21 protein-coding genes and 1 riboswitch are annotated in these 21996 nt (G+C 50.8%); of the genes, 6 read left to right on the forward strand and 15 right to left on the reverse strand.

The genetic code is table 11. The features are described from left to right. Window positions 1–173: 173 nt before the first annotated feature. Window positions 174–2126: a TonB-dependent receptor gene (locus tag NFHSH190041_RS16460; RefSeq protein WP_261922803.1), complete on the reverse strand. Its 1953-nt coding sequence runs from the start codon at window positions 2124–2126 to the stop codon at window positions 174–176. Between the two features lie 88 nt (window positions 2127–2214). Next, a riboswitch (cobalamin riboswitch) is annotated at window positions 2215–2404 on the reverse strand. A gap of 250 nt (window positions 2405–2654) precedes the next feature. Between NFHSH190041_RS16460 and NFHSH190041_RS16465 the strand changes: the two genes are divergently transcribed. Next, window positions 2655–2882, forward strand: coding sequence for a hypothetical protein (locus NFHSH190041_RS16465; protein WP_261922804.1), 228 nt, complete (start codon window positions 2655–2657; stop codon window positions 2880–2882). Window positions 2883–3024: 142 nt separating this feature from the next. On the opposite strand, the gene NFHSH190041_RS16470 is transcribed toward NFHSH190041_RS16465, so the two are convergent. Next, the gene (locus tag NFHSH190041_RS16470) at window positions 3025–3939 is read right to left on the reverse strand and encodes a cation diffusion facilitator family transporter (protein WP_261922805.1); all 915 of its coding nucleotides are present in this window, start codon (window positions 3937–3939) and stop codon (window positions 3025–3027) included. A 315-nt stretch (window positions 3940–4254) separates the two neighbouring features. After that, on the reverse strand, window positions 4255–5181 hold the full coding sequence (locus tag NFHSH190041_RS16475; protein WP_261922806.1) for a DUF368 domain-containing protein: 927 nt from the start codon (window positions 5179–5181) through the stop codon (window positions 4255–4257). 163 nt (window positions 5182–5344) lie between these two features. On the opposite strand from NFHSH190041_RS16475, the gene NFHSH190041_RS16480 reads away from it, so the two are divergent. Continuing rightward, a complete protein-coding gene (locus NFHSH190041_RS16480) occupies window positions 5345–5815 on the forward strand; it encodes a hotdog fold domain-containing protein (protein ID WP_261922807.1) in 471 nt (156 codons plus the stop codon). 73 nt (window positions 5816–5888) lie between these two features. On the opposite strand, the gene NFHSH190041_RS16485 is transcribed toward NFHSH190041_RS16480, so the two are convergent. Next, complete coding sequence (locus tag NFHSH190041_RS16485; RefSeq protein WP_261922808.1) at window positions 5889–6449, reverse strand: phosphopyruvate hydratase; 561 nt, start codon at window positions 6447–6449, stop codon at window positions 5889–5891. A 331-nt stretch (window positions 6450–6780) separates the two neighbouring features. Here NFHSH190041_RS16485 and NFHSH190041_RS16490 point away from each other — a divergent pair, with 331 nt between their 5' ends. Then, a complete protein-coding gene (locus tag NFHSH190041_RS16490; protein ID WP_261922809.1) occupies window positions 6781–7182 on the forward strand; it encodes a DUF1294 domain-containing protein in 402 nt (133 codons plus the stop codon). A 103-nt stretch (window positions 7183–7285) separates the two neighbouring features. Beyond that, the gene (locus NFHSH190041_RS16495) at window positions 7286–7765 is read left to right on the forward strand and encodes an FKBP-type peptidyl-prolyl cis-trans isomerase (RefSeq protein ID WP_261922810.1); all 480 of its coding nucleotides are present in this window, start codon (window positions 7286–7288) and stop codon (window positions 7763–7765) included. Between the two features lie 90 nt (window positions 7766–7855). Here the strand turns inward: NFHSH190041_RS16495 and NFHSH190041_RS16500 are convergent, their stop codons facing one another. Further along, window positions 7856–9082: a M24 family metallopeptidase gene (locus tag NFHSH190041_RS16500; RefSeq protein ID WP_261922811.1), complete on the reverse strand. Its 1227-nt coding sequence runs from the start codon at window positions 9080–9082 to the stop codon at window positions 7856–7858. 421 nt (window positions 9083–9503) lie between these two features. On the opposite strand from NFHSH190041_RS16500, the gene NFHSH190041_RS16505 reads away from it, so the two are divergent. Next, on the forward strand, window positions 9504–11291 hold the full coding sequence (locus tag NFHSH190041_RS16505; protein WP_261922812.1) for an aminopeptidase P family protein: 1788 nt from the start codon (window positions 9504–9506) through the stop codon (window positions 11289–11291). An 88-nt stretch (window positions 11292–11379) separates the two neighbouring features. Here NFHSH190041_RS16505 and NFHSH190041_RS16510 read toward each other — a convergent pair whose 3' ends face one another. Then, complete coding sequence (locus tag NFHSH190041_RS16510) at window positions 11380–11790, reverse strand: cupin domain-containing protein (RefSeq protein WP_261922813.1); 411 nt, start codon at window positions 11788–11790, stop codon at window positions 11380–11382. A 156-nt stretch (window positions 11791–11946) separates the two neighbouring features. Beyond that, on the reverse strand, window positions 11947–12882 hold the full coding sequence (gene rihA / locus NFHSH190041_RS16515; protein ID WP_261922814.1) for a pyrimidine-specific ribonucleoside hydrolase RihA: 936 nt from the start codon (window positions 12880–12882) through the stop codon (window positions 11947–11949). 339 nt (window positions 12883–13221) lie between these two features. Here rihA and NFHSH190041_RS16520 point away from each other — a divergent pair, with 339 nt between their 5' ends. Next, window positions 13222–14064, forward strand: a complete 843-nt coding sequence (locus NFHSH190041_RS16520; protein ID WP_261922815.1) for a cobalamin-binding protein — start codon at window positions 13222–13224, stop codon at window positions 14062–14064. A 299-nt stretch (window positions 14065–14363) separates the two neighbouring features. Here the strand turns inward: NFHSH190041_RS16520 and cobO are convergent, their stop codons facing one another. The 8 genes from cobO to NFHSH190041_RS16565 form a co-directional block, all read right to left on the reverse strand. Beyond that, on the reverse strand, window positions 14364–14984 hold the full coding sequence (gene cobO / locus NFHSH190041_RS16530) for a cob(I)yrinic acid a,c-diamide adenosyltransferase (RefSeq protein WP_261922817.1): 621 nt from the start codon (window positions 14982–14984) through the stop codon (window positions 14364–14366). A gap of 11 nt (window positions 14985–14995) precedes the next feature. Continuing rightward, window positions 14996–16711, reverse strand: coding sequence for a cobyric acid synthase (locus NFHSH190041_RS16535; RefSeq protein ID WP_261922818.1), 1716 nt, complete (start codon window positions 16709–16711; stop codon window positions 14996–14998). Window positions 16712–16716: 5 nt separating this feature from the next. After that, on the reverse strand, window positions 16717–17259 hold the full coding sequence (gene cobU / locus NFHSH190041_RS16540; protein ID WP_261922819.1) for a bifunctional adenosylcobinamide kinase/adenosylcobinamide-phosphate guanylyltransferase: 543 nt from the start codon (window positions 17257–17259) through the stop codon (window positions 16717–16719). An 11-nt stretch (window positions 17260–17270) separates the two neighbouring features. Further along, a complete protein-coding gene (locus NFHSH190041_RS16545; protein ID WP_261922820.1) occupies window positions 17271–18044 on the reverse strand; it encodes an adenosylcobinamide-GDP ribazoletransferase in 774 nt (257 codons plus the stop codon). Beyond that, window positions 18041–19102, reverse strand: a complete 1062-nt coding sequence (gene cobT / locus NFHSH190041_RS16550; RefSeq protein WP_261922821.1) for a nicotinate-nucleotide--dimethylbenzimidazole phosphoribosyltransferase — start codon at window positions 19100–19102, stop codon at window positions 18041–18043. Before cobT ends, NFHSH190041_RS16545 begins: the two co-directional genes overlap by 4 nt. Further along, entirely contained in the window at window positions 19095–20171 is a 1077-nt protein-coding gene (locus NFHSH190041_RS16555; protein ID WP_261922822.1) for a FecCD family ABC transporter permease, read from the reverse strand. The genes cobT and NFHSH190041_RS16555 overlap by 8 nt, the downstream gene beginning before the upstream one ends. Then, on the reverse strand, window positions 20168–21037 hold the full coding sequence (locus tag NFHSH190041_RS16560; protein WP_261922823.1) for an ABC transporter ATP-binding protein: 870 nt from the start codon (window positions 21035–21037) through the stop codon (window positions 20168–20170). Before NFHSH190041_RS16560 ends, NFHSH190041_RS16555 begins: the two co-directional genes overlap by 4 nt. A gap of 100 nt (window positions 21038–21137) precedes the next feature. Next, window positions 21138–21779: a histidine phosphatase family protein gene (locus NFHSH190041_RS16565; RefSeq protein WP_261922824.1), complete on the reverse strand. Its 642-nt coding sequence runs from the start codon at window positions 21777–21779 to the stop codon at window positions 21138–21140. Window positions 21780–21996 lie beyond the last annotated feature (217 nt).

Below are 21996 nucleotides of genomic sequence, written 5' to 3' on the forward strand. Positions count from 1 at the left end.
CGAAGATACCGGCGAAATTTTTTGCTTTTCTTCGTGTCCTTCGTGATTAATCATCTTTGATAATATTTGCAAAGACAAAAGTGACTTACTGCAATAAAGACATTCCCGGTGCCAGCCATCAAAACAGCAGTACTATCAACTCATGGCCCGGCGCCGGAAACTGGGGACTGTTATCAGAAGTTATAAGCAGCAGTCAGGAACACGCCTCGGCCACTACCTGGGTTATAAGTACTCCCCCAACTACTGTAATTTGCTGAACTGACATACTGTTTATCCAGCAGGTTATCAGCCCGCAGACTTGCTAACCAGTGACCATAGCGGTAATTCAGCGCCAGATTCACTAACGTATAACCACCCAGCTGAGGTGATACATTGGCATTATCCCCTTCCTCATAACGACGGCCGGTATAAGCTAAGTCAGAATAAATCTGCCATTGCTCAGTAATATCCCAACTGGCATAGACCCGCCCTGAATGTTTCGCGACCCAAGACAGACTTTTACCCTTATGCGCACCTGCGGTAAAACTGGCATCGATATAGTGGTACTCCCCACCGAGCATTACACCAACCAAAGGTTGCCAATCAAGACTCAGGTTGGCGCCATAACGCCGGGATGCCTCAGCATTGACATTAGCCCCGTTAAAACTACCACCGACCGGTTTTTGAGCGGAAGAATCAAAAATAATTTCATCTTCTAAATTCAAACGATACAGATTAAAGCGGCTCTGTAGCCCGCCATTGGTATAATCCCAACCCGCTTCCCAGGAGCGCCCTGTTTGTGGTTTCAACCCCACTACCCCTGGCGGGGTATAAGCCTGCTCATCCACTTTGGCAAAACGGAAATTATCCTCTCCACGCAGATACAGCCGGTTTGCATCACTCAAGTGATAATTCAGCCCCAATTCAAAGGCTTTTGCATGCTGCTTTAACGTTATGCCCGCTGGATAAACCCCGTGGTCATAGAGGTCATCATGCACATCGGCGTAACGCCCGCCCACCACATAGCTAAGCTTGGGAGTCAATGGCACACTGGCCTGTACATAAGGGCTGAGGCTTGTCTGGGTATTATTGCGACCAAAGCTAAAGCGTGATTTGCCTTTACTGATATCTACCCCACTGACCAAGGTCAGCTCACCCTCTGGCGTTGGAATACTTGCCACCGCTTTGGGGCTCAACATCAGCTGGCTGCGGTCATTGCGACCAGGACTGCCCCAGCTGACAAATGTGACATTGCTGCCACTGTAACTGGCATCCGCTGACAGTTTCCAGTTATCACTGATTTTCCGGCTTAAACCACTGCGCCAAGCTGTGGTGATATCATGCTGATAATCTGTATTATTTGTGCTCTGACGCGGATCTTGCAGGAGCTGCAGTTTATTCAATGCCCCCGGGATCTGCACATTGTTGTCAAAATAGCTGGATTCAAGATAAAAATCGGTGAGCTGATCCCGATAGCCAACTCGCCCCAATACCGCACCGGTATCAATATCATTGTGCTGGCGATAATTGTCAGATTTTTTCTGATTACCGGACAGATAATAGTGCCAATTTTCCGCAAAGCTGCCGGCGATATCGCCCTTGGCTTCACGGGTAGCAAAACTACCGCCATTAAGACTAAAATGCCCACCCTGCTTATCTGGCGCGCGGGTAATAATATTGATCACCCCACCCACGGCCTGATCGCCATACAGCACCCCGGCACTGCCATTGAGGATCTCAATCCGTTCAATCATATTCAGGGGAATACTGTTTAAATTGGGCGCGGCAATATCAATATTATTCAGCCGCCGACCATCAACCAGAATCAAGGTATTATTAGCTGCCTGCCCTGAGCTGAATCCACGCATCGACAACATGGCACCCGTACCGTTATCAGAGATCTGAATACCATTAAGATTACGCAGCGCTTCGGTCAGCTTAGTAACACCACTGTCAGCAATATCAGTGGCATCCACCACGCTGACATTGGCTGGTAGGTTTAATACATCACTGTGCATACGGCCGATAATAACGATGTTTTCAATTTCATCAGCACTGACAGGTGAAGACAGCGCTAACAATGACAGCGCTATGGAGGCGGACAAGGTACTGAGCCGTCCGCGTATAAAAGAAGTCTGATTATCCATCAACCATTTTCCTGTTATCAAAAGGGAAACGGTGCAATTCGTACCACGCCACACACACTGACGCAGTAGCGGATCTGCCCGCCGAAATCCGCCACTCACCCTGTCAGGCCGGTCTCCGGACTGAGGCATTGCATGGGGTGCACGAGAGCGACCTAATTAACGCCTCTGCGCGGTCGTCTCTTACCTTTCACCGTTGCGGGGGCAGTGCCGGAGTCACACCGGCTTCCCGATTATCCTGACAATCAAGCTGTCAGCGCACCTTGAGGGTTGGCGACACATGCCAACATAGATGTTGACGATATGTGAAGGGTGGGATTATAGCCATCTAGGAGGATAAGAGTCTAACGAAGATATTGAAAACCGTTAAAAGAATACTAGGGGCTAAAAATATCGCCTTTGTCATTTAAGGTACCTCAATACCGTATGCAAGGAGGTGAAATCCATACTGTATGAGCGTGATCTATCTCATGTTTATAGTCGTAATAGGATGATATTTATACTCAAATATCATTGATTTGAGAGAATAATATGCCAGCAATTCATGTTGATAGTGTTACTACTGACGAAGGGACTTATCGTTTTGACGGCAACTGGAACGGGACGAATTTAACAATCCTAGCAATAGATAAATTAACTCCAGATGGGTGGGAAACGATGGATTTAAACAATGATGAAATACAGGGGCAGTTACAGTATTTGGCGTCTGAATTTATCGACTATCTGCAGGCTCACAGTAACATAAAACCTTTAATCTGATTAGCTAAGCTTTCTGTCTTAACACAGCAAAACTTTTAGCTATCCCCCCTACAAATTATCAAGACAAAATGATTATCGTAATAACTATATTAATCATGTCACCCTTTGCCGCAGGATAACACCTGCGACATGGCAACATAATTTAAAGCCACCTCTCGCTACGGGTAAAACTGACCGACAGCCAAGTATCGCCTAATGGCTGCACCAAATGCTGATGGATAATCTCCCGCACACTGTCCTGCCGTTCCAGCGGCCAATGGTCAGAATCCGCAACCAAAATATTAATTTCCAAATCATATTGCCGGCCCGACTTAGTGAAATGACAGGAATAATCAGAAAAATCATAACGCCGAGCAATACCAGCCAAGGTACTTTCCACCCGTCGTCTGACTGGCGTATCGGGCGTCATCAGTAACACTTCTTTTAAATTACGCCGTAATACCTGCAATGGCAGCATCGCCATCGCCAGTGCTAATGCTGATACCAGAATCGGGTCAACATACGCATTCCAATGGGAATAACCCAAAGCATCGAGCAACATCACCAGCAAAAAGCCCGATAAAATCGTGGTACTGAGAATACCGTCGACCAGCCATTCTTGAGCATCAACCCGCACTAATTCAGAGTCCACTTCACGGGCGATATGTCGCTCGGTAAAGAAAATCACAAAACTAAAGACAGTGGACAGTAAGGCATAGGTCAATGCCACATCGAGATTAATGGGGTTCCCCCCATGGAGCATGGCTTGCACACCGCCATAAAAAGCAAACAGACAGATGGCAAGAATAATTAAGCCATTCACCACAGTGATCAGTGGTTCAAGGTGAGAATAACCGAACTGAAACACCTCATCGTCCGGACGGGAAACCAGATGGGCGGTAAACAAGGTGAGCCCTGTCATCGCCATACTGAGTAAAGAAAAAACACCATCGAGCAAGATGGCATCAGAATTGACATACCATCCCATGCCCAAGCCACTGACAGCCATCAACACTGTCCCGGCCAGGGATATCCGCAGCGCCAGCTGCTCACTACTGCTTTTACGGCAATGCGCCATAAACCCTCCTTTTCCATTGATTAATACGATCTCTCTTCCCTGAGAACAGGGAGGTCGCTTTCAGTATAATATTCGGGGCAGTGATACTCCGTGAGCCATCAGCCATCCCGGGTTATCTGTATCATTCTTTTGCATTTTTTCTTGCACACTGCTTCAGCCTAATGGATAACACCCCCTATTTTCAAATTAGCCATCACTTAATGACACGCCGCTGAACCACAGATTTATCCCTGCACTTAAGGTGATTGAGGCCATCAATAAAACAGGCGGCCATCACTGATGCGATGGCCGCCTGATCTTTAGCTTTAAACGGTATTATTTCTGGCTTTTCAGTCGATTACCAAAGTATTCCAGCGCAACCACAATAGCAATGCCGGCTAATAGACACACAATAGCCAAGCTTAACTGAGAGGGTTGCCCCACGACGTGCTCATAATGCCAAGGTAACAAATTGTGCTCAGCCAAGGGTACCTGCTCTCCCTTAGAATTAACGCGCCAACTGAGCACCTCTTTCCAGGGCCAGATTTTCCCCAACGTGCCCAACATCAGCCCGGTTAAAAACACTAAGGTCGCGCTATGAAAATGCCGCAACAGGGCTGACAGAACATGACTAAATGTCAGTAACCCCAATACCGCTCCCACAGCAAAAGTGGCGATAATCGTCAGATCAAATGCTTTTACTGCACCAATAACAGGGGTATACAGTCCCAGCAACAGCAAAATAAAGCTGCCGGAAATTCCCGGTAAAATCATGGCGCAAATGGCGATGGCACCGCCAAAAAGAATATTAATCAGTGAGGGTTCCACCGCCACCGGGTTGAGTACAGTAATGATATAAGCCACTGCAACCCCGGCCACAAACAGTAACAAGCGGGCGACGGTAAATCCCTGCACCTGTCTGAGCATATGCACGACGGAAATCAGGATCAGCCCAAAAAAGAATGACCATACCGGGATCGGGTGATGGGCCAACAAATAAGTAATCAGCTTGGCTAAACTGGCAATACTGGTCAGAATGCCGCCAAACAGACAAAGCAGAAATGGGCCATTAATGTGCATAAATGCCGCTTTAAGCCCCCGTTGACGGACTATGCCCCACAAGGCTGGATTAATGCGGCGAATGCTGTCCAGCAGGGTATCCAAAATACCGGTAATAAAGGCGATAGTACCACCGGATACGCCGGGCACCACGTCAGCGGCCCCCATGGCCAGCCCTTTGAAATAAGTCAGCAGGTATTGCACTGTTTATCCTTAAAATTGAATACATCTCTCTGAGTTGCCGAGCATTATAAGTAAGTCTGCAACCCTTGCCCATCCATGCCGTGCGCCATGATTGCCTGATGATTATTTCGCCTGTTAGACTCATCAACGCACTCTTATGTTTTTCTGCCAGAAGGAATCCGGCATGACAAGCTCCAAGGTCAATAAAACCCTCGCCTTATATCAGAAACTCAGCCGCTGGCCATTGGGCAATAAACTCTTCTCTCTTGCGATCTGCAGGATGGCGCCTTACTTTGGTAGCGTCAGCCCACTTATCACTCAGCTCAGCCCTAACCATTGCGAGTGTTTGCTAAAAAAGCGCCGCCGTCTGGAAAACCATATCGGCACCTTGCATGTTATTGCTATCTGTAATGGTTTGGAATTGGCGATGGGTGCTATGGCAGAGGCCTCAATCCCTCGCCACCTGCGCTGGATCCCCAAAGGTATGAATTTGGATTACACCGCCAAAGCGGGTTCAGATATCCGCTGTGTGGCTGAGTTACCCGGTGGCAGCTGGCAACCGGGCGATCTTATGGTCAAGGTCACCGCATATGACAGTAATGATATTGTCGTCGTCAGTGGACAAATCCGCTTATGGATTTCTGCCAAAAGCTAACAATCCCCTGTACATCAGCACAAAAAAAGCACCCACATGGGTGCTTTTTGCTCAGCATCTGTATTACTACAGGTTATACAGCAGGCTTGACGTTATCGGTCAGCTCAGCAGTACCCCGAGGCTTATGTAGCAATTTAAATGACATAATGCCTATGACCAGGGCCTTAGTAATCATCATCTGGATATTGCCATAATACGCCGCCATGCCAACAAAACCGGACAGCAGCATAAATACCCGGTAGTTTTTAATATTGGTCATATACATAGCTAGCAGAATCACCCCTAAATCAGCATACTGCAATCCTTCTGACCAGCTAGGGTTAGCAATAAAACCCGCAACCGAAGTCCAGCAAATATAACCCACTCCCAAAATCATCCCTGCTGCCAGCAGTTGGATCAGCCATTTAGGCGCGCGGGTAAAGTCCTTCACATAGCGGTACACATTAATGGATGCCACAGACACATTCAGAATGATCTTCGGCCACCAGCCCATCAGAAATGACCATAAAATATCATTTGCCGCGGAGCCAAACGCAGCAAAGCGGGTAAATTTCATGGAGTTAAATACTGTCAGGGAAATATAAAAGGCAACTGAGGTCCAGCCGAGAATATTGGTTATCAGGTCCAGCGTCATTAGGGTTCTCTTGCATATTGTGGGGGATGCTATGGGCACATAGCTGTCTTATTTTGCCCTGTGGCGAAATACACTGTCACACTGTCGATATGGCAAACCATAACAGCTTCAACTAAATTGCAGCGATTTCGCAATACACTCCGTTGCACTGGCGCGATAATAAGGCGAGAGTAACGCTATTGACAATGATTGCCGCACATAAGCTGTACAGAGTGAGCGTTTTTACAGCAAAAACCCCACAGCCAGAACCAAAGCACCACCCCGGGTCTGTTGACGTTATGACAGTCACTCTGCCAGTATGCTGCCAAAGTTGGACACATAAGGCCCCCCAGTGAACAGACGTATCTTTTCTTCCCGCCCACCCAAGCGTAACCGGCTGACTCCAAGTATCTTCATTACTCTGATTTTTATCGCCATATTTGCCGCAATGCTGTATCGACACGACTTACCACTCTGGCTTGGAGGGCTGTATCTGCTGATGAGCCTGCTGACCTTTATCAGCTATGCCCGTGATAAACGCGCAGCTGAACGTGGCCAATGGCGCACCAGTGAAATCATGCTGCAATTGCAGGCACTATTATGTGGTTGGCCAGGTGCTCTACTGGCACGTCAGTGGCTACGACATAAATCCAGTAAGGTGTCATTCAGTCTGGTACTGTGGCTCATGGTGTTGCTCAACCTTGCTGGACTGATTGCCATTGTCGTGCAATATTTTCCCATCCCGCTGAACTAACAGTGGTATTTAACACTGGCATGGTGCAAAAGAGTATTTGGCTCTACCATTATATTCCTGTCGCATCAGCGGCGAAGATCTACATAGAAAAGGAAAAAACTCAATGAAAATGCTGCTTGCGGCGGTGGTGATTGCCTGCGTTATTTTTTATTTCTTTACCACAATGAACAACCACAAACAGGCCAAAATCAATCAGGAAGCTGGCGCAGCGTTTCTGGCGGCTAATCAGGCAAAAGACGGTGTTAAAGTCACACCATCCGGCCTGCAATACCAATTGCTGCACAAAGGCGATGGCACTGTGCATCCCAAAGCCACTGATACCGTGAAAGTGCACTACCAGGGTACATTAATTGACGGCACAGTATTTGATTCATCCATTGCCCGGGGTGAGCCGATCTCATTCCCGCTTAACCGGGTTATCAAAGGCTGGACCGAAGGGCTGCAGCTGATGACGGTGGGCGACAAAATGCGCTTTTTTATTCCCGCAAATCTGGCATACGGCAATCGTAGCGCAGGAAAAATTCCAGCCGGTTCAGTACTGATTTTTGATGTCGAACTCTTGGGCATCAACCCTGCGGCCTAACGCACCACGCCAATATGCCAAGCCCGGCTAAGTGCCGGGCTTTCTTATCGATAAGTCTGGTACTGTATGGGGATGTTTATCCCTGCAGCATCAGGCCTCATAACCAAACGGGTCATCGATGCTGTGCGCGGGTTGGGTAAACCAGACGGGGCCATCGGCAGACATGTAGAAATGGTCTTCTAAACGAATACCAAATTCGCCAGGCAGACAGAGCATCGGCTCATTAGAAAAACACATGCCTTCTGCCAGCGGGGTCTTTTCACTGCGCACCAAATAAGGCCCTTCATGGATATCCAACCCGATACCGTGCCCAGTACGGTGCGGTAGCCCAGGCAAACCGTGATCTTTTGCCATACCGGCAGCTTCCAGCTCGCCACGGGCCGCCATATCCACTTCACCGCACGCCAGCCCCAATTGTGCCCGATTAAAGGCTGCCAGTTGCGCGGCTTTTTCCAACTGCCACATTTCACGCTGCCGCGCATTGGCAACGCCAAATACATAAGTGCGGGTAATATCTGATTTGTATCCCAGTAGATCACAGCCGGTATCAATCAGCACAATGTCATTATCTGCCAAGGTCTTGGGATGGCGCACTCCGTGAGGATACTGGGAGTCCTCTCCAAACAGCACGATACAGAAATAGGACCCCGCCGGCGCGCCGACCCGGATATGCGCCTGATGAATAAACGCCTCCACCTCAGCCACGCTAATGCCGGCATATAAGATACGCGCAACAGCCTGATGTACCGCTAGAGTCATCTCTTTAGCCCGCTGCATAATCGCCAGCTCAGCGGCAGATTTCCGTGCCCGACAATATAACGTCAGCTCAGCGGCGGACTGCAGGGTCAGTGCCGAGTTAGCCCGGCGTAAACCATCAAATAAAAACAAAGGCACGGACTCATCCACTGCTAACTGCAAGTCCGATAACGCTCGGCCTGTCATGCGCATCAGCATTTGGCCTAGCAGAGCATAGGGACTTTCATCCTCATGCCAAGTATTCACTGTGCCTGGCAAGGTCATAAACTCTGTCACTGTCCCCAGCTCAAAATGGGGCGCGATATATTCCAACTGGCCATCGGCTGTCAGTAACGCCCCGACCATGCGCTCAGAAGGCGACCAGCGCAGCCCGGTAAAATAATACAGATTAGTACCGGCATTGAGGTACAAGGCATCCAGTCCCTGCTGACGCAACAGTGCCGCCGCTTGGGATAGCCGTTGCTGCCATTCATCCCGGCTGATAGGCTGCACGCCAGCAGTCATATCCGTTAATTTGGCCAATTCAATTTCAGGGCGGGAGCCGCCAACACCTAGGGTCATCTATATTTCCTTTGTTATTTTATTATCAAGAGACAAAGCGCAACTTAAGTCACTGCATCATGTAGGCAATTCAATGCTTGCTCTGTGGTGTGTAAGCCTGCCCCCCCCCCTCAAGCACAGGGTATCGTTCAAGGGCGATGAAATAGGAATAACATCCCTGCCACCGCAAACGGCATACCATTAACCGACTGCATACACTCGGTCGCGCAGCAGCAATTTTATACAATATCTGCCACAGTATTCCGAATCTAAGTAACAGATCCTCAGGCTAAAATTTCTCACACCGCTTGCCCATGCCAGATTGCCCCGCCATAATCGAGCCAAGACATAGGCAGTCTGTCCTTGAACATTTTTCCGAAGTTTGGCCGTATCAATTAACAGATACCCTCTCAGTAGACTGCCACAGCAAACGGAGTCCTATATGTCAGACACAATTGCATCCCGCCTAGCCGCAGTGCGCGGCGAAATGGCATCAGTGGGCATTCAGGCTTTTATCGTGCCCCGAGCTGATGAATATCTTGGCGAATATGTTCCAGCGCACAATGAACGACTGCACTGGATTAGTGGCTTTACCGGCAGTGCTGGCGGCGTCATCGTCCTGGAAAAAAGTGCGGCGATTTTCACTGATGGCCGTTACACGGTGCAGGTGCGCCAACAGGTCAGTGATAAGTTGTTTGAGTTTGAAAGTCTGACCGACACGCCTCTAGCCGACTATCTGGCCCATCATCTGGTCGCCGGTGACAAAGTTGGCATTGATGCCAGGTTGCACCATATGGCTTGGTTTGAGGCGACCAAACATACGTTGGCCAAATCCGGTATTGATCTCATTGCCCTCAAACAAAATCCGATAGATCAGCACTGGCGCAACAGACCGGCACTCCCATCGACCCCGATCATGCTCTACAGCGCTGCGCAATCCGGCCAATCCAGCCTGCATAAACGGCAGCAAATTGGCGCTGAAATTACCAAAGCTGGCGCAGAACTGGCACTGATCACAGCACTGGATTCACTGGCTTGGTTGCTTAATATCCGTGGACGAGATGTACCCCATCTGCCGGTGGTCATGGGTACCGGGCTCTTGTGGGCCAATGGCACCATGCGTTTTTTCACTGATATGAGCAAATTGCCGCAATCCATTGATGCCCAAGTCGGCGAAGGGGTAAGCTTTTACCCAGAAGAAGATCTGGCAGAAATGTTCAGCGAGCTAAAAGGGCAAAAACTACTGGCCGACCCTCATACAGCCAATGCCGCCCTGTTGTTGGCCGCGGGCCATGCCGGCGCCGAACTTATCCCGGGGATGGATCCGGTGCTGATGCCCAAGGCCTGCAAAAATGAAGTGGAACTGGACGGTATGCGCAACTGCCATGTCCGCGATGGTGCCGCCGTCTGCCGTTTTCTCGCTTGGCTGGATCGGGAAGTTGCCACCGGCAATCTTTATGATGAAGGTGAACTGGCAGATAAACTGGCTCGGTTCCGTGAGCAAGATGGCCATTATATTGAGCCCAGCTTCGATACCATTTCCGCCGCCGGTGCCAATGCCGCCATGTGCCATTACAACCACCTTAACGGTAAAGCAGCCAAACTCACCATGGACAGCATGTACCTGGTTGATTCAGGCGGTCAATATCTGGACGGCACCACAGATGTCACCCGTACCATTGCTATTGGTGATGTCGGCGCTGAACAGAAAAAAATGGTCACTTTGGTACTGAAAGGTCACATTGCCCTCGATATGGCAAAATTCCCGAAAGGCACCACAGGCCCGCAGCTGGATGCCTTTGCCCGTCAATACCTGTGGCAATACGGCTTTGACTATGACCACGGTACCGGCCATGGCGTCGGCCATTTCCTCAGCGTACATGAAGGGCCGCAGCGGATTGCCAAAAATGCCAATTCAGTGCCTCTGCTACCCGGGATGATATTGTCTAATGAACCCGGGTATTACCGGACTGACGGCTTTGGTATCCGCCTAGAAAACTTGGTCGAAGTGCGCGCCTGTGAAGCACTGGCTGATGCAGAGCGGGAAATGCTGGAGTTCAATGCCATCACATTGATCCCATTTGATCTCCGATTACTGGATAAAAGCTTGATGACCCGGGATGAAATCGACTGGCTGAACCGTTATCACAAACGTGTTTATCAAGCAGTATCACCCCTGCTGCATGAGCATGATCTGGCTTGGTTGAAACATGCCACCCGCGCTATCTAACCGTTATTGCGGCTGATAATGTCGGTTTAATAAAAAGGAGCCCAACGGCTCCTTTTTTGTGTCCTGTTCTCAGGTAACAAACAGTCAATTACTCTGCAATAGGTAATTTGCTTTCGATAAAATCAAATTGACCGCTGTGGATATACACAATGCGGCAATCACTGATATAGCGGACACTGTGCACTTGTTCCTTACGGATATACGCGGTATCGCCAAGAATATATAGCCGCTCATCACCATCTTTAACCAGTTTGCCATCCTGTTGCAGATAAAACTGCACTGCCATATCCCCTTCCACCATGATGGTCATATCATCACCGGGATGATAATGAGGTGGCTCAGTGGTACCGGCCTCCCAGGTTTCCAGCAGTACTTCTACCCCATCAGGATCCTGCGGATAGCCACCGCGGTATTTAAAACCGGCTGGAGCACCCGGCTCTGATTTAAAATGCTGCCATACATCACTGGTGAACATATCGGGTTGTTGGGTAGACATCATCTGACTCCTACAGAATTAAGTCCTTCCATTTTAGTCCCCTGCCGAGATATACCGGTTAAAGTTTACGCCTCATAAGATGAATTCCGTTTCATTCTGCACCGCTATCACAGTATCCCACCTCAACTATTCGTAGGTGACAAATGCCATCACTCATCGCTATGACCAATGAGATAAACTCTCGGTTAGCAAATCAACAAACCCTTGACGCTCTACCCCGAACAACACATGGGCGTTCGCAGGCTGGCCGGTCAACTGATATCTATCCACGACTGTCATACCCAAGGTCAAAGGAGACATAGTGTCTATCGCCACATAACAGTTCTGGCCGGTAAATATCTGCGGCTTGAGTAACCAAGCAATGGTGCAGGGATCATGCAATGGCGCACCAGCAAATCCCCATTTAGGGTCCTTGTGGTAAATCACAAAGAACTCCAGCAAGTCAGCGACGCAATGGGCAACAGGATTAGAAATAGTGCGTATTTTTGCCACATCCTCAGCCATAACCTGTGCCTGATGAGTCACATCCAAGCCACACATGGTGATGGGAATCGCAGACTTAAACACAATATCAGCAGCTTCTGGATCAACATAAATGTTGAACTCTGCAGCCGGTGTCCAATTGCCAACACCCGCAGCCCCGCCCATCAGCACAATGCGCTCCACTTTATGGTGTAGCTCAGGGTAACTACAAAGGAACAGGGCAATATTTGTCAGCGGCCCAGTGGGGACTAAGGTGACTGGACTTGGACTGGCAGCAATTTGCTGCGCCATCAACTGCCAAGCTTTTAACTCTGAAGCGGCAAAATCCGCTTCGGGTAACTCAGGGCCATCCAATCCGGATTCACCATGTACATTATCTGCAATAATCAGCCCTCTGCTCAAAGGCTTAACTGCACCACTGGCCACAGGAATATCCTGGCGGCCGAGTAACGTCAGGATACGCATGGCATTACAAAGGGTTTTACTCTGGGTTTGATTACCAGCACTGGTGGTAACCGCCAGGACTTGCAGCTCAGGGTTGGCCAACGCCATAATCAGCGCAATGGCATCATCATGGCCAGGATCACAGTCAATAATAATAGGGCGGGACATGGTCACTCCAAGGTAAGAGATATTTTTTATTCGAGCCATAACACTACGCCAGCAACCTAATTGTCGTCTGTTGTAGCGGTAACAGTTCGACCAATTGCCGCTAACCATTCCCCAAAGATAGCGAGCTTAAAATAGCCTTACGTATGGGGCTCACAGCAGTACTAAAAACCCAGAAATTCACCAAAAGGATTAAATCGGGTTAATCTATTACCGCAATAGAGACAAAATATCTTTAATTAAGTTTTTTAATAGCTTATTGACCAAAGCATTCCACAAACAAAGCAAAATCCGCTATCCTTGTCACCCCGCTGTTGGGGTAAGATTAAGGAATTACAAATCATGGGCCTGCTGAAACATCTTCTGCCACTTGTTTTCCTCAGTTATACCGGCATCTGTACTGCCGCCAGCATAGACTCCCCTCTTCCCCCAGCCCAACGCATTGCCGCCTTATCCCCCCACGCAGTAGAAATGCTCTATGCCATTGGTGCCGGAGATAAAATTATTGCCACAACAGAACACGCTGATTACCCAAGTCAAGCACAACATATTCCGCGTATCGGAGGCTATTACGGTATCCAACTGGAAAAACTGTTGGCGTTACACCCCGATCTAGTGGTGGTGTGGAGTGGTGGCAATCGCCAAGAGGATATCGATAAAATTCGTCAGCTCGGCTTAAAAGTCTTTGACTCTAACCCAGAAAAACTCGGTGATATTGCCACGGAAATGGAAACTTTAGGTGCACTAACCGGGGAGCAAGAGCTGGCCCACCAGGCAGCTGAAAAATACCGAACAGAGCTGGCGAACCTAAAACATCACAGTGAGAACCTGCCAAAGGTGAAGGTGTTTTATCAACTCTGGGCCGAGCCCCTGATGACTGTATCCGATAATAGCTGGATCCAACAGATTATCGGGGTGTGCGGTGGCGAGAATGTGTTTTCCAGTGCCGAAGCCGCCTATCCCAAAGTCAGCATTGAGAATGTACTGAATGCTGCCCCGCAAGTTATTTTACAAAGTCAGGAACAGGCCAATATCCAAGGGATTAACTGGCGTAACTGGCCCCAATTACCTGCCGTACAACACAGCCAGATTTATCAGCTAAACCCGGATCTGCTGCACCGTGCAGGCCCCCGCACCATTGAAGGGATCAAAGCGGCTTGTCTTGCGATCAACCGGGCTCGCTAACCGCGGCGTCAATCGCAGATATTAGGGTCTGTTGACCTTTCAAGTTTGTTTTTGCAGCGATTTGAGGATGCTTTATACAAGGCAAAGGCTTTGATAGGTAGTTGCGCTACCTGATAAGCCGATAACGCAGTAGAAAGGAGCCTCAAACGCTGCCCGCAGGGTTCGGCTAAAAGCGTTTTACGCTTTGTTGAGCGGTTCTTGCTTAGCATAACTAGGCGGCAAACCACTCGCCGCGATTAAAACGCTTTTATCTCGAACAAAATTTAATCACGAAAGGTCAGCCGCCCCTAATAATGCACTCAGTAATCAAAGCCCTGCTGGGCTTTGATCCCCTGATTAAAAGCATGTCGAACACAATTTATCTCACTGACAGTATCCGCCAGCGCCAGCAAACTGCGATGACAGTTACGGCCAGTCACAATCACATGCTGATGTGCCGGGCGCTGAGAAATTGCGTTAAGCACCCGCTCTAATGGCAGATAGTGATAACTGAGCATATACGTCAGCTCATCCAATAACACCAGACTGATACGCTCATCAGCCAGAAAGGCTTCGGCCTGTTGCCAGGTCGCCAATGCCGCCGCAGTATCAGCAGCTTTATCTTGGGTTTCCCACGTAAACCCTGTGGCCATTACCGCAAAAGGCACCCCAGCCGACTCGAGTAAATTACGTTCACCGCAGGCCCAATTGCCTTTAATAAATTGCACTACTGCAGCAGATTGACCATGACCTACCGCCCGAGCAACCGTGCCAAAACCGGCGGTGGATTTACCTTTTCCCTCGCCGGTGATCACCATCAATACCCCGGTTTCCCGGGTTGCCGCCGCGACATGGGCATCCACTTGTTGTTTCACTTTTTGCTGTCGGGCTTTATGTCGCTGGGCTTTGATCTCGTCCCTATTATCAGAGTGACTGCTCATGTTGGCTCCTGTCATGCTGTCATGCTGTCATCATTGTGCTCTGGTGCAACGTCATCAATAACCGTGTCATTGGTTTGAGGCAGAGGTACCGCGGCTTGTTGCAATATCGCATCGAGACAAGACACATCTAAACTGGCTGCCAATACATCAGCCAATCTATCAAGTTGCTGTTCACGCAGTGCCGCAATATCAGGGGACTGACTAGCGCTTTGCTGTGTCATACCCGCCCAACTCAGAATAAGTTCAGTCGCTGCCGGACTATCAAACAGCCCATGCAGGTAGGTGCCCATAATTTGGCCATCATCGGACAGCATACCGTCATCCATTCGACCAGCATCAGTGTCAGTCTGTTCAGCTGCCGTTGCAGTGCTTAGTGGTTGCTGACGTTGCCATTGCAATGGCGTGATACCACTGCGCAGCGGCCGGGTTTCACCACAGTGAATTTCATAGCCACTGACAGGCACTGTCTGCTGCTCAAGCTGTAAGGTACCGATAACATTAAATACCTGTTTTTGCGGCTTCAGCTCAGTGACCGCTGACAAGAGTCCCAGCCCATCACTGGCACCGGCAGGGCCTTCCACACCGGTTGAATCTTCAATCTCTAGCCCCAACATTTGGTAGCCGCCGCAAATCCCCAGGATTTTGCCGCCATATCTGAGATGCCGATACAGATGATGGCCCCAGCCATTGGCAATTAACACAGACAAATCCGCCCGCACATTTTTCGAGCCCGGTAGAATAATTAAATCCGCAGGCGTCGCCCCTATGGCAGGAGAGGTGGTGGAGACATAGTCAAACGCCACATCAGGATGCAACCGCAGCCCATCAAAGTCGGTATGGTTACTGATACGGGGATGGGCCAATACCTGTACTTTCAGTGCAGGCGTTGCCGCAGTGGCAGGCGGCTGATCCGCCACCAACGCATCTTCCGCATCTAGGTGCAGATTATCCAAATACGGCAGCACCCCAAGTACCGGTTTTCCCGTGTGTTGCTCCAGCCATTTAATCCCCGGCAGTAATAAATCGATATCACCACGAAACTTGTTGATCACTAAGCCTTTAACCCGCTCACGCTCTGAGTCACTGAGCAGGGCAAGCGTCCCGACGAGTTGAGCAAATACACCGCCTTTATCAATGTCCGCCACGAGGATCACCGGACAGTCCACCGCCTCAGCAAAGCCCATATTGGCAATATCGCCTTCACGCAGATTAATTTCTGCTGGACTGCCCGCCCCTTCAGCAAAAATCAGTTCAAACTCCTGACGCAGTCGGTGGTGAGATGCCAATACTGCCGCCATCGCCTGATGCCGCACGCCTTGCTCACCACGCTGCCAAAAGCTGGCGGCCTCTAAGGTAGTTAACGCCTGCCCCTGCACAATCACTTGGGAGCATGTATCACTAGCGGGTTTCAGTAACACAGGATTAAAATCACTGCGCGGGGGTTGATAACAGGCTTGAGCCTGCAGCGCCTGAGCTCGGCCAATCTCACCGCCATCAATAGTCACTGCGCTATTGAGTGCCATATTCTGGGGTTTAAATGGGGCAATCTGTAACGGCATAGGCACTGCGGTCAAATCGCCTTGGTGTAACTGACGTAAACGTCTGGCGTAAAGGCGACATAATCCCGCCACTAGGGTGGTTTTACCGGCATCGGATGCGGTTCCCTGCACCATCAGGGTCGCCACCGTCTCGGCCGGCCATTTCAGAGGCAAGTCCTCTCTGCTCATAACTTTTATCCTTTTAAGGTAAGCGGCAATCCCGCCACCACTAAGGTGACCCGATCCGCCACGCTCGCCACAGCCTGATTCAACCAGCCAGCTTCATCGGCAAAACGGCGGCTTAATTCCCCCAGGGGAACAATGCCAGATCCCACTTCATTACTGACAATAATCATCTCACCGCTCATCGAGGTTAGCGTCTCCACCAAAGCTTGTCGCAAGCCCTGCATGTCGGTAGAACTTGGCGGGGATTCTTGGCATAAAACTCCACTTAACCAAAGTGTTAAGCAATCTACAAGTATTAATCTGTCCGCTCGGGCCTGCGCCGTCAGGCTTGCCGCCAGCGCTGTGCCCACCTCATGGGTCTGCCAGGCCAACTCCCCTAGGTCCCGTTCCTGTCTATGCCGCTCGATCCGCGCGCGCATCTCATCATCCCCGGCAACGGCCGTGGCCATAAAATGGCATTCGAGTTGTTGCTGCGCGATCAATGTCGCCGCGCAGTCCAGCGCATAACGGCTTTTCCCACTGCGGGCGCCACCCAAAATTAAATGGATCATCCCTCAGTCTCCTAAGCCTGTAACAAAGGCAATAACGTCAGATATACAGTCAACTCAGTGATCTGCTGCGCCGCCCCCAGCGTGTCACCGGTATAACCGCCGATCTGACGGCGCATGCCAATTACCAGCAACCAACGGGTCAACAGCAACACAGCGACCAGCACGAAGATCTCCGTCCCGCTAAGCCACAGCAGACCGGGAACCGCCGTCAGTATCAGTACCCAAAGATCATTAACATGCTGATGCTGCGCCAAGGGCTTGCTTTTCCCATCTTCATCACGCACATACTGCTCGGAATAAATCAGACTGGCAGCCACCGCCCGACTCAGGGTATGGCCGAGGATCAGCGCCAATACCATATCCCCTGATTGCGCTTGGGCCAGAGTAAGCAGCAATTGCCATTTCAATAGCAGTACCAACACCAGTGCCAAGGCACCATAACTGCCTAAACGGGAGTCTTTCATAATGCGCAGCTTATCAGCAACGCGCCAGCCACCGCCAAAGCCGTCCGCTGTATCTGCCAAGCCGTCTTCATGAAAACCACCGGTCAGTACCACTGAGGTGATCATCACCAGCACTACCGCTACCGGCACCGGCCATATCTCAGCAGCAACTAGGTAGACCAACGCACAGATGGCCCCGATAGCCGTCCCCACCAAAGCAAAATAACGGCTAGCTCGATTCAGCCGCTCCTGATCGGTAAAAATGCTGGCGGATACCGGTACCCGGGTAAAAAAGCCCACGGCAACCGCAAATAATGTCAGCTCTTGCTGCCACCATTTCATGATGTCACCTGCCTATGACTGACATCTGCCACCCCTGCGTCAGCAAAACTGGCCATATCGTTATAAAATGCCACCGCCGCCTGCAATAGGGGCAATGCCAATGCCGCACCACTGCCTTCGCCAAGCCGCATGTCTAATTGCAATAATGCTCGGACCTGTAACTGCTTTAACATGGTGCCGTGACCACTTTCGCCGGATTGATGGCTAAACACCAAATAATCACGACATTGGGGATAAAGCCGCAATGCCACCATGGCCGCGGCCGTCGCGATAAAGCCATCAACCACCACCAACATACCTCGCTCCGCCGCCGCGAGCATTGAGCCTGTTAGCAGCACAATTTCAAATCCCCCCAAACAAGCCAATTGCTCCAGTGGTGTGACTGCATCCCGGTGGCGCTGTAATGCCTGCTCAATCAGGCGCGTTTTCAGCTGCAAGGTCTTATCATCAACCCCGGTTCCCCGACCAACGCATTGTGTTACCGCCAACCCGGTCATGGCAGACATCAGGGCCGATGCTGCCGATGTATTGCCTATGCCCATTTCACCAAAGCCAATCACATTACTACCAGCCTGATAGTGTTGCTCCACCAGCTGCTTGGCCAATGCAAAGCCCTGTTCTACCTGTGATACAGACATTGCCGGTTCAAGGTGAAACGCTTGGGTGCCATTGCCCAGCCGACAGTCCGTCACCTGTTGCGCAGCTTGGGGTGATAAAGGAGACACAATCCCAGCATCAATAATTTGCAACTGCCAGCCGAGCTGACGACAGAAGACATTGACCGCTGCGCCGCCTGCAACAAAGTTCTCCACCATTTGGCCCGTCACTGATTGTGGCGCAATGGATACGCCATAGCGGGCAATGCCATGATCAGCGGCAAACACCAGCATCACAGGCCGGTTCAGGCTCAGTCGCTCCTGCTGTTGCAACGCCGCGATTTGCAATGCCAGCGGCTCCAACAACCCCAGGGCACCGGGGGGTTTGGTTTTCTGATCGATACGACGCTGAAACAGGCTGTCACGGGAGTGATCCACTGGGGTAATAATGAAGTTAGGCATAATCCATCCGGCGCCGTCGGCGCAGTACCAAAAGAAAAAACACACTGCCAAGGGCGGCTGTAATCACCCCCACCGGCAGTTCCTGATTGTCCAGCAGACACCGGGCCAGCACATCAACCCAGATCATAAAGATGCCGCCCGCTAAAGCTGTCAGCAATAATGGCTGGCGACCCGGCAGTAACAAACGCATGGTATGAGGCACCATTAAACCGACAAAGCCAATCCCGCCACAGCTGGCCACCAGCACGGCGGTGATCAGTGAACACAGCAACAAAATGCCCAAGCGAAAACGGGCGACCTTAATGCCAAGGGAGTGAGCTGTTTCATCGCCCCCCTGCAGTGCCAATAATTGCCGCTTCAATCCCAGTAATATCAGCAAAGAGAGCCCAACCACCAGAGCGGGCAGCAACAGGCCATCCCAACTGGCTCGGGTAAAACTGCCCAAGGTCCAAAACAGCACTGCCGCGGCGGCTCTGGGTTCAGAGAAATACAGCAACAAGCTGCTAAATGCCCCAAACATAAAAGAAGTGGCCACCCCGGCCAATAACATGCGCTCAACCTGATTACCCGCTCCGGTACTCAGGGCAAACACCAGCATCACCGACAGTGCCGCGCCGGCAAATGCCCCGACGGGCAATGAGATATAAGGCAAGCTACCAGCCAGATAGCCCAGCCCCATTCCGGTAAAGCTGCCTCCCAGCAAAGTCATCACCGCCACCGCGCCTAATGAGGCCCCGGAAGAAATACCAAACAAATAGGGATCGGCCAGCGGGTTGCGGGTCACTAATTGCAATACCGCCCCGGCCAGGGATAAGCCGGCTCCGGCAATAAAAGCCAGCAGGATACGGGGCAATCGCAAAGAGACAATAATCTGGCTGTCGATACCACTGCCATGACCGGTTAGCGCGGCCAACACTTGGGCTGGCGGGATACTGACAGCGCCCAGTCCTGCCGCCAGTAATGGCGTAAACAGGGCAAATAAGAGTAATGCTGCTGTCAGCAAACGATATCGCTGGTGCAGCCATATGTCGGGCGCGTTCTTTGTGAAGGTTCGGGACAGTAGCCTCATTGTGCGGTCCCCTTATGGTGACACGCTGACGCTATATCGGGGTCAGACATCCCATCCGCCTGATAGCCGTAGTAATAACAGATCTGTGGTTTACCATGCTGGGGATGGGGTGTAATACTGCAGCAAACCCCGAAGACGTCGGAGAGTTGTTGTTGGGTTAACACCTCAGCAGGTGTGCCCTGCGCCATAAGTCGTCCCTTATCCAGCATCAACAAATGATCACACAGGGCGCTAGCCAGATTGAGATCATGAATGGAGGCGATCACAGTGATCCCCAGCGAACGAACCAATTCCAGTAACTGGATCTGATAACGGATATCCAGATGGTTAGTGGGTTCATCCAGGATCAAAATCCCCGGCTGCTGCACCAATGCCCGCGCAATCAAGGCCCGCTGCCGCTCACCACCTGACAGCAGACTAAATGGCTGCTCCGCCAGTGCAGATAGCCCAACCCGAGCCAATGCGGCGGCTACCCGCTCACGGTCATCCCGGTTATCGAATTCAAACCACCCTTTGTGGGGCGTCAGCCCCATCGCGACTAAGTCCTGCACCGCCGCATCCAATTGTGCAGGGGTATCCTGCTGCACCACGGCAACCCGGCGGGCAAATTCCCGCCCACTGAACTGACTGATATCCCGTTCATCCAAACGAATACAGCCTGAATCCGGCTGCAAAAAGCGATACAAACAACGCAGCAAAGAGGATTTTCCGGCACCATTGGGCCCAATGATCCCCAGCATTTGCCCGGCTGGAACCGAAAAACTGATGTTATCGAGCAACTGTCGGCCATTGGCTGACCAATTAAGCTGCGCCACTGTCAGCGCAGCCGGAGCCAAGCCACCAGTGTGGGATAAGGGTTGGGGCATATTTTTATCAAATCAGGGGTAATTAATTGACATTATCCGGTTTTTTAACAGTCCGACAATGTCACGACTGACCATAGCCGCCAATCGGTCAGTGTACTGATTATCCAGGCCAATGTAGTCGGGGCCAGAAGCGTCCCTCGTGGCGGATAACACTGATCTGCATGGCGGCTGCATATGGCAATGCCATTGCGGAAAATACCCCAGGCTGCTGGGATAGCCCTAATACATGCCCCATCAGTGACAACATCACGCCACCATGACACACTACCCAGACGGGTGCCTGCGGCGCCAAGCCTTCCGGGGTAAACAGCTGCTGACAGATACGGTCAAACGCCTGTTGAACCCGGCGCTCAAATTGCACAGTAGCTTCGCCATTGGGAGGCGGATTTTGCCAGGGGTCACGGTAAAATGCCGCAAATGCCTCGCTGTCATTTCGCTCAATTTCAGCAAATGTCAGCCCATCCCAATCACCGTAATCCATTTCAGCAAAACCAGCATCTACCGCCAAGGTCACCGCCAATTCAGATGCCTGTTGTGCGGCAAACTCTCGACAGCGGCGGCGGTCAGATGACACGATTAATCCAGGCCGGCCATGGGCCGACATCAATCCATCGACCCGTTTTTGCATCTGCATCCATCCCTGTGGTGACAGTGCCACATCGGTTTGTCCGCGCAGGATTTCCCCACCTTCACAGGCACCGTGACGCAGAAAAATCATTGTCAGTGTATTGCCTCTTGCCATATTGCCTCCGCAGTTGATGCCAAGCGCCACCGAGTAGTGCTGCGCTTTGTTAGCCTTCCAGCTTTTCTTGTAGCAGTTTGTGGGGGCGTTATACAAGGCAGAGGCGTTGAAATGTATGTGCAACCGGATAACCCCGTCATGCCGTAGCAAGAATCACAAATGCTTCAACACAAAACTATTAATAATCATGTGGATACATACAATGTATGGTTTTTAA

Source organism: Shewanella sp. NFH-SH190041 (genome assembly GCF_024363255.1).
GTDB lineage: Bacteria > Pseudomonadota > Gammaproteobacteria > Enterobacterales > Shewanellaceae > Shewanella.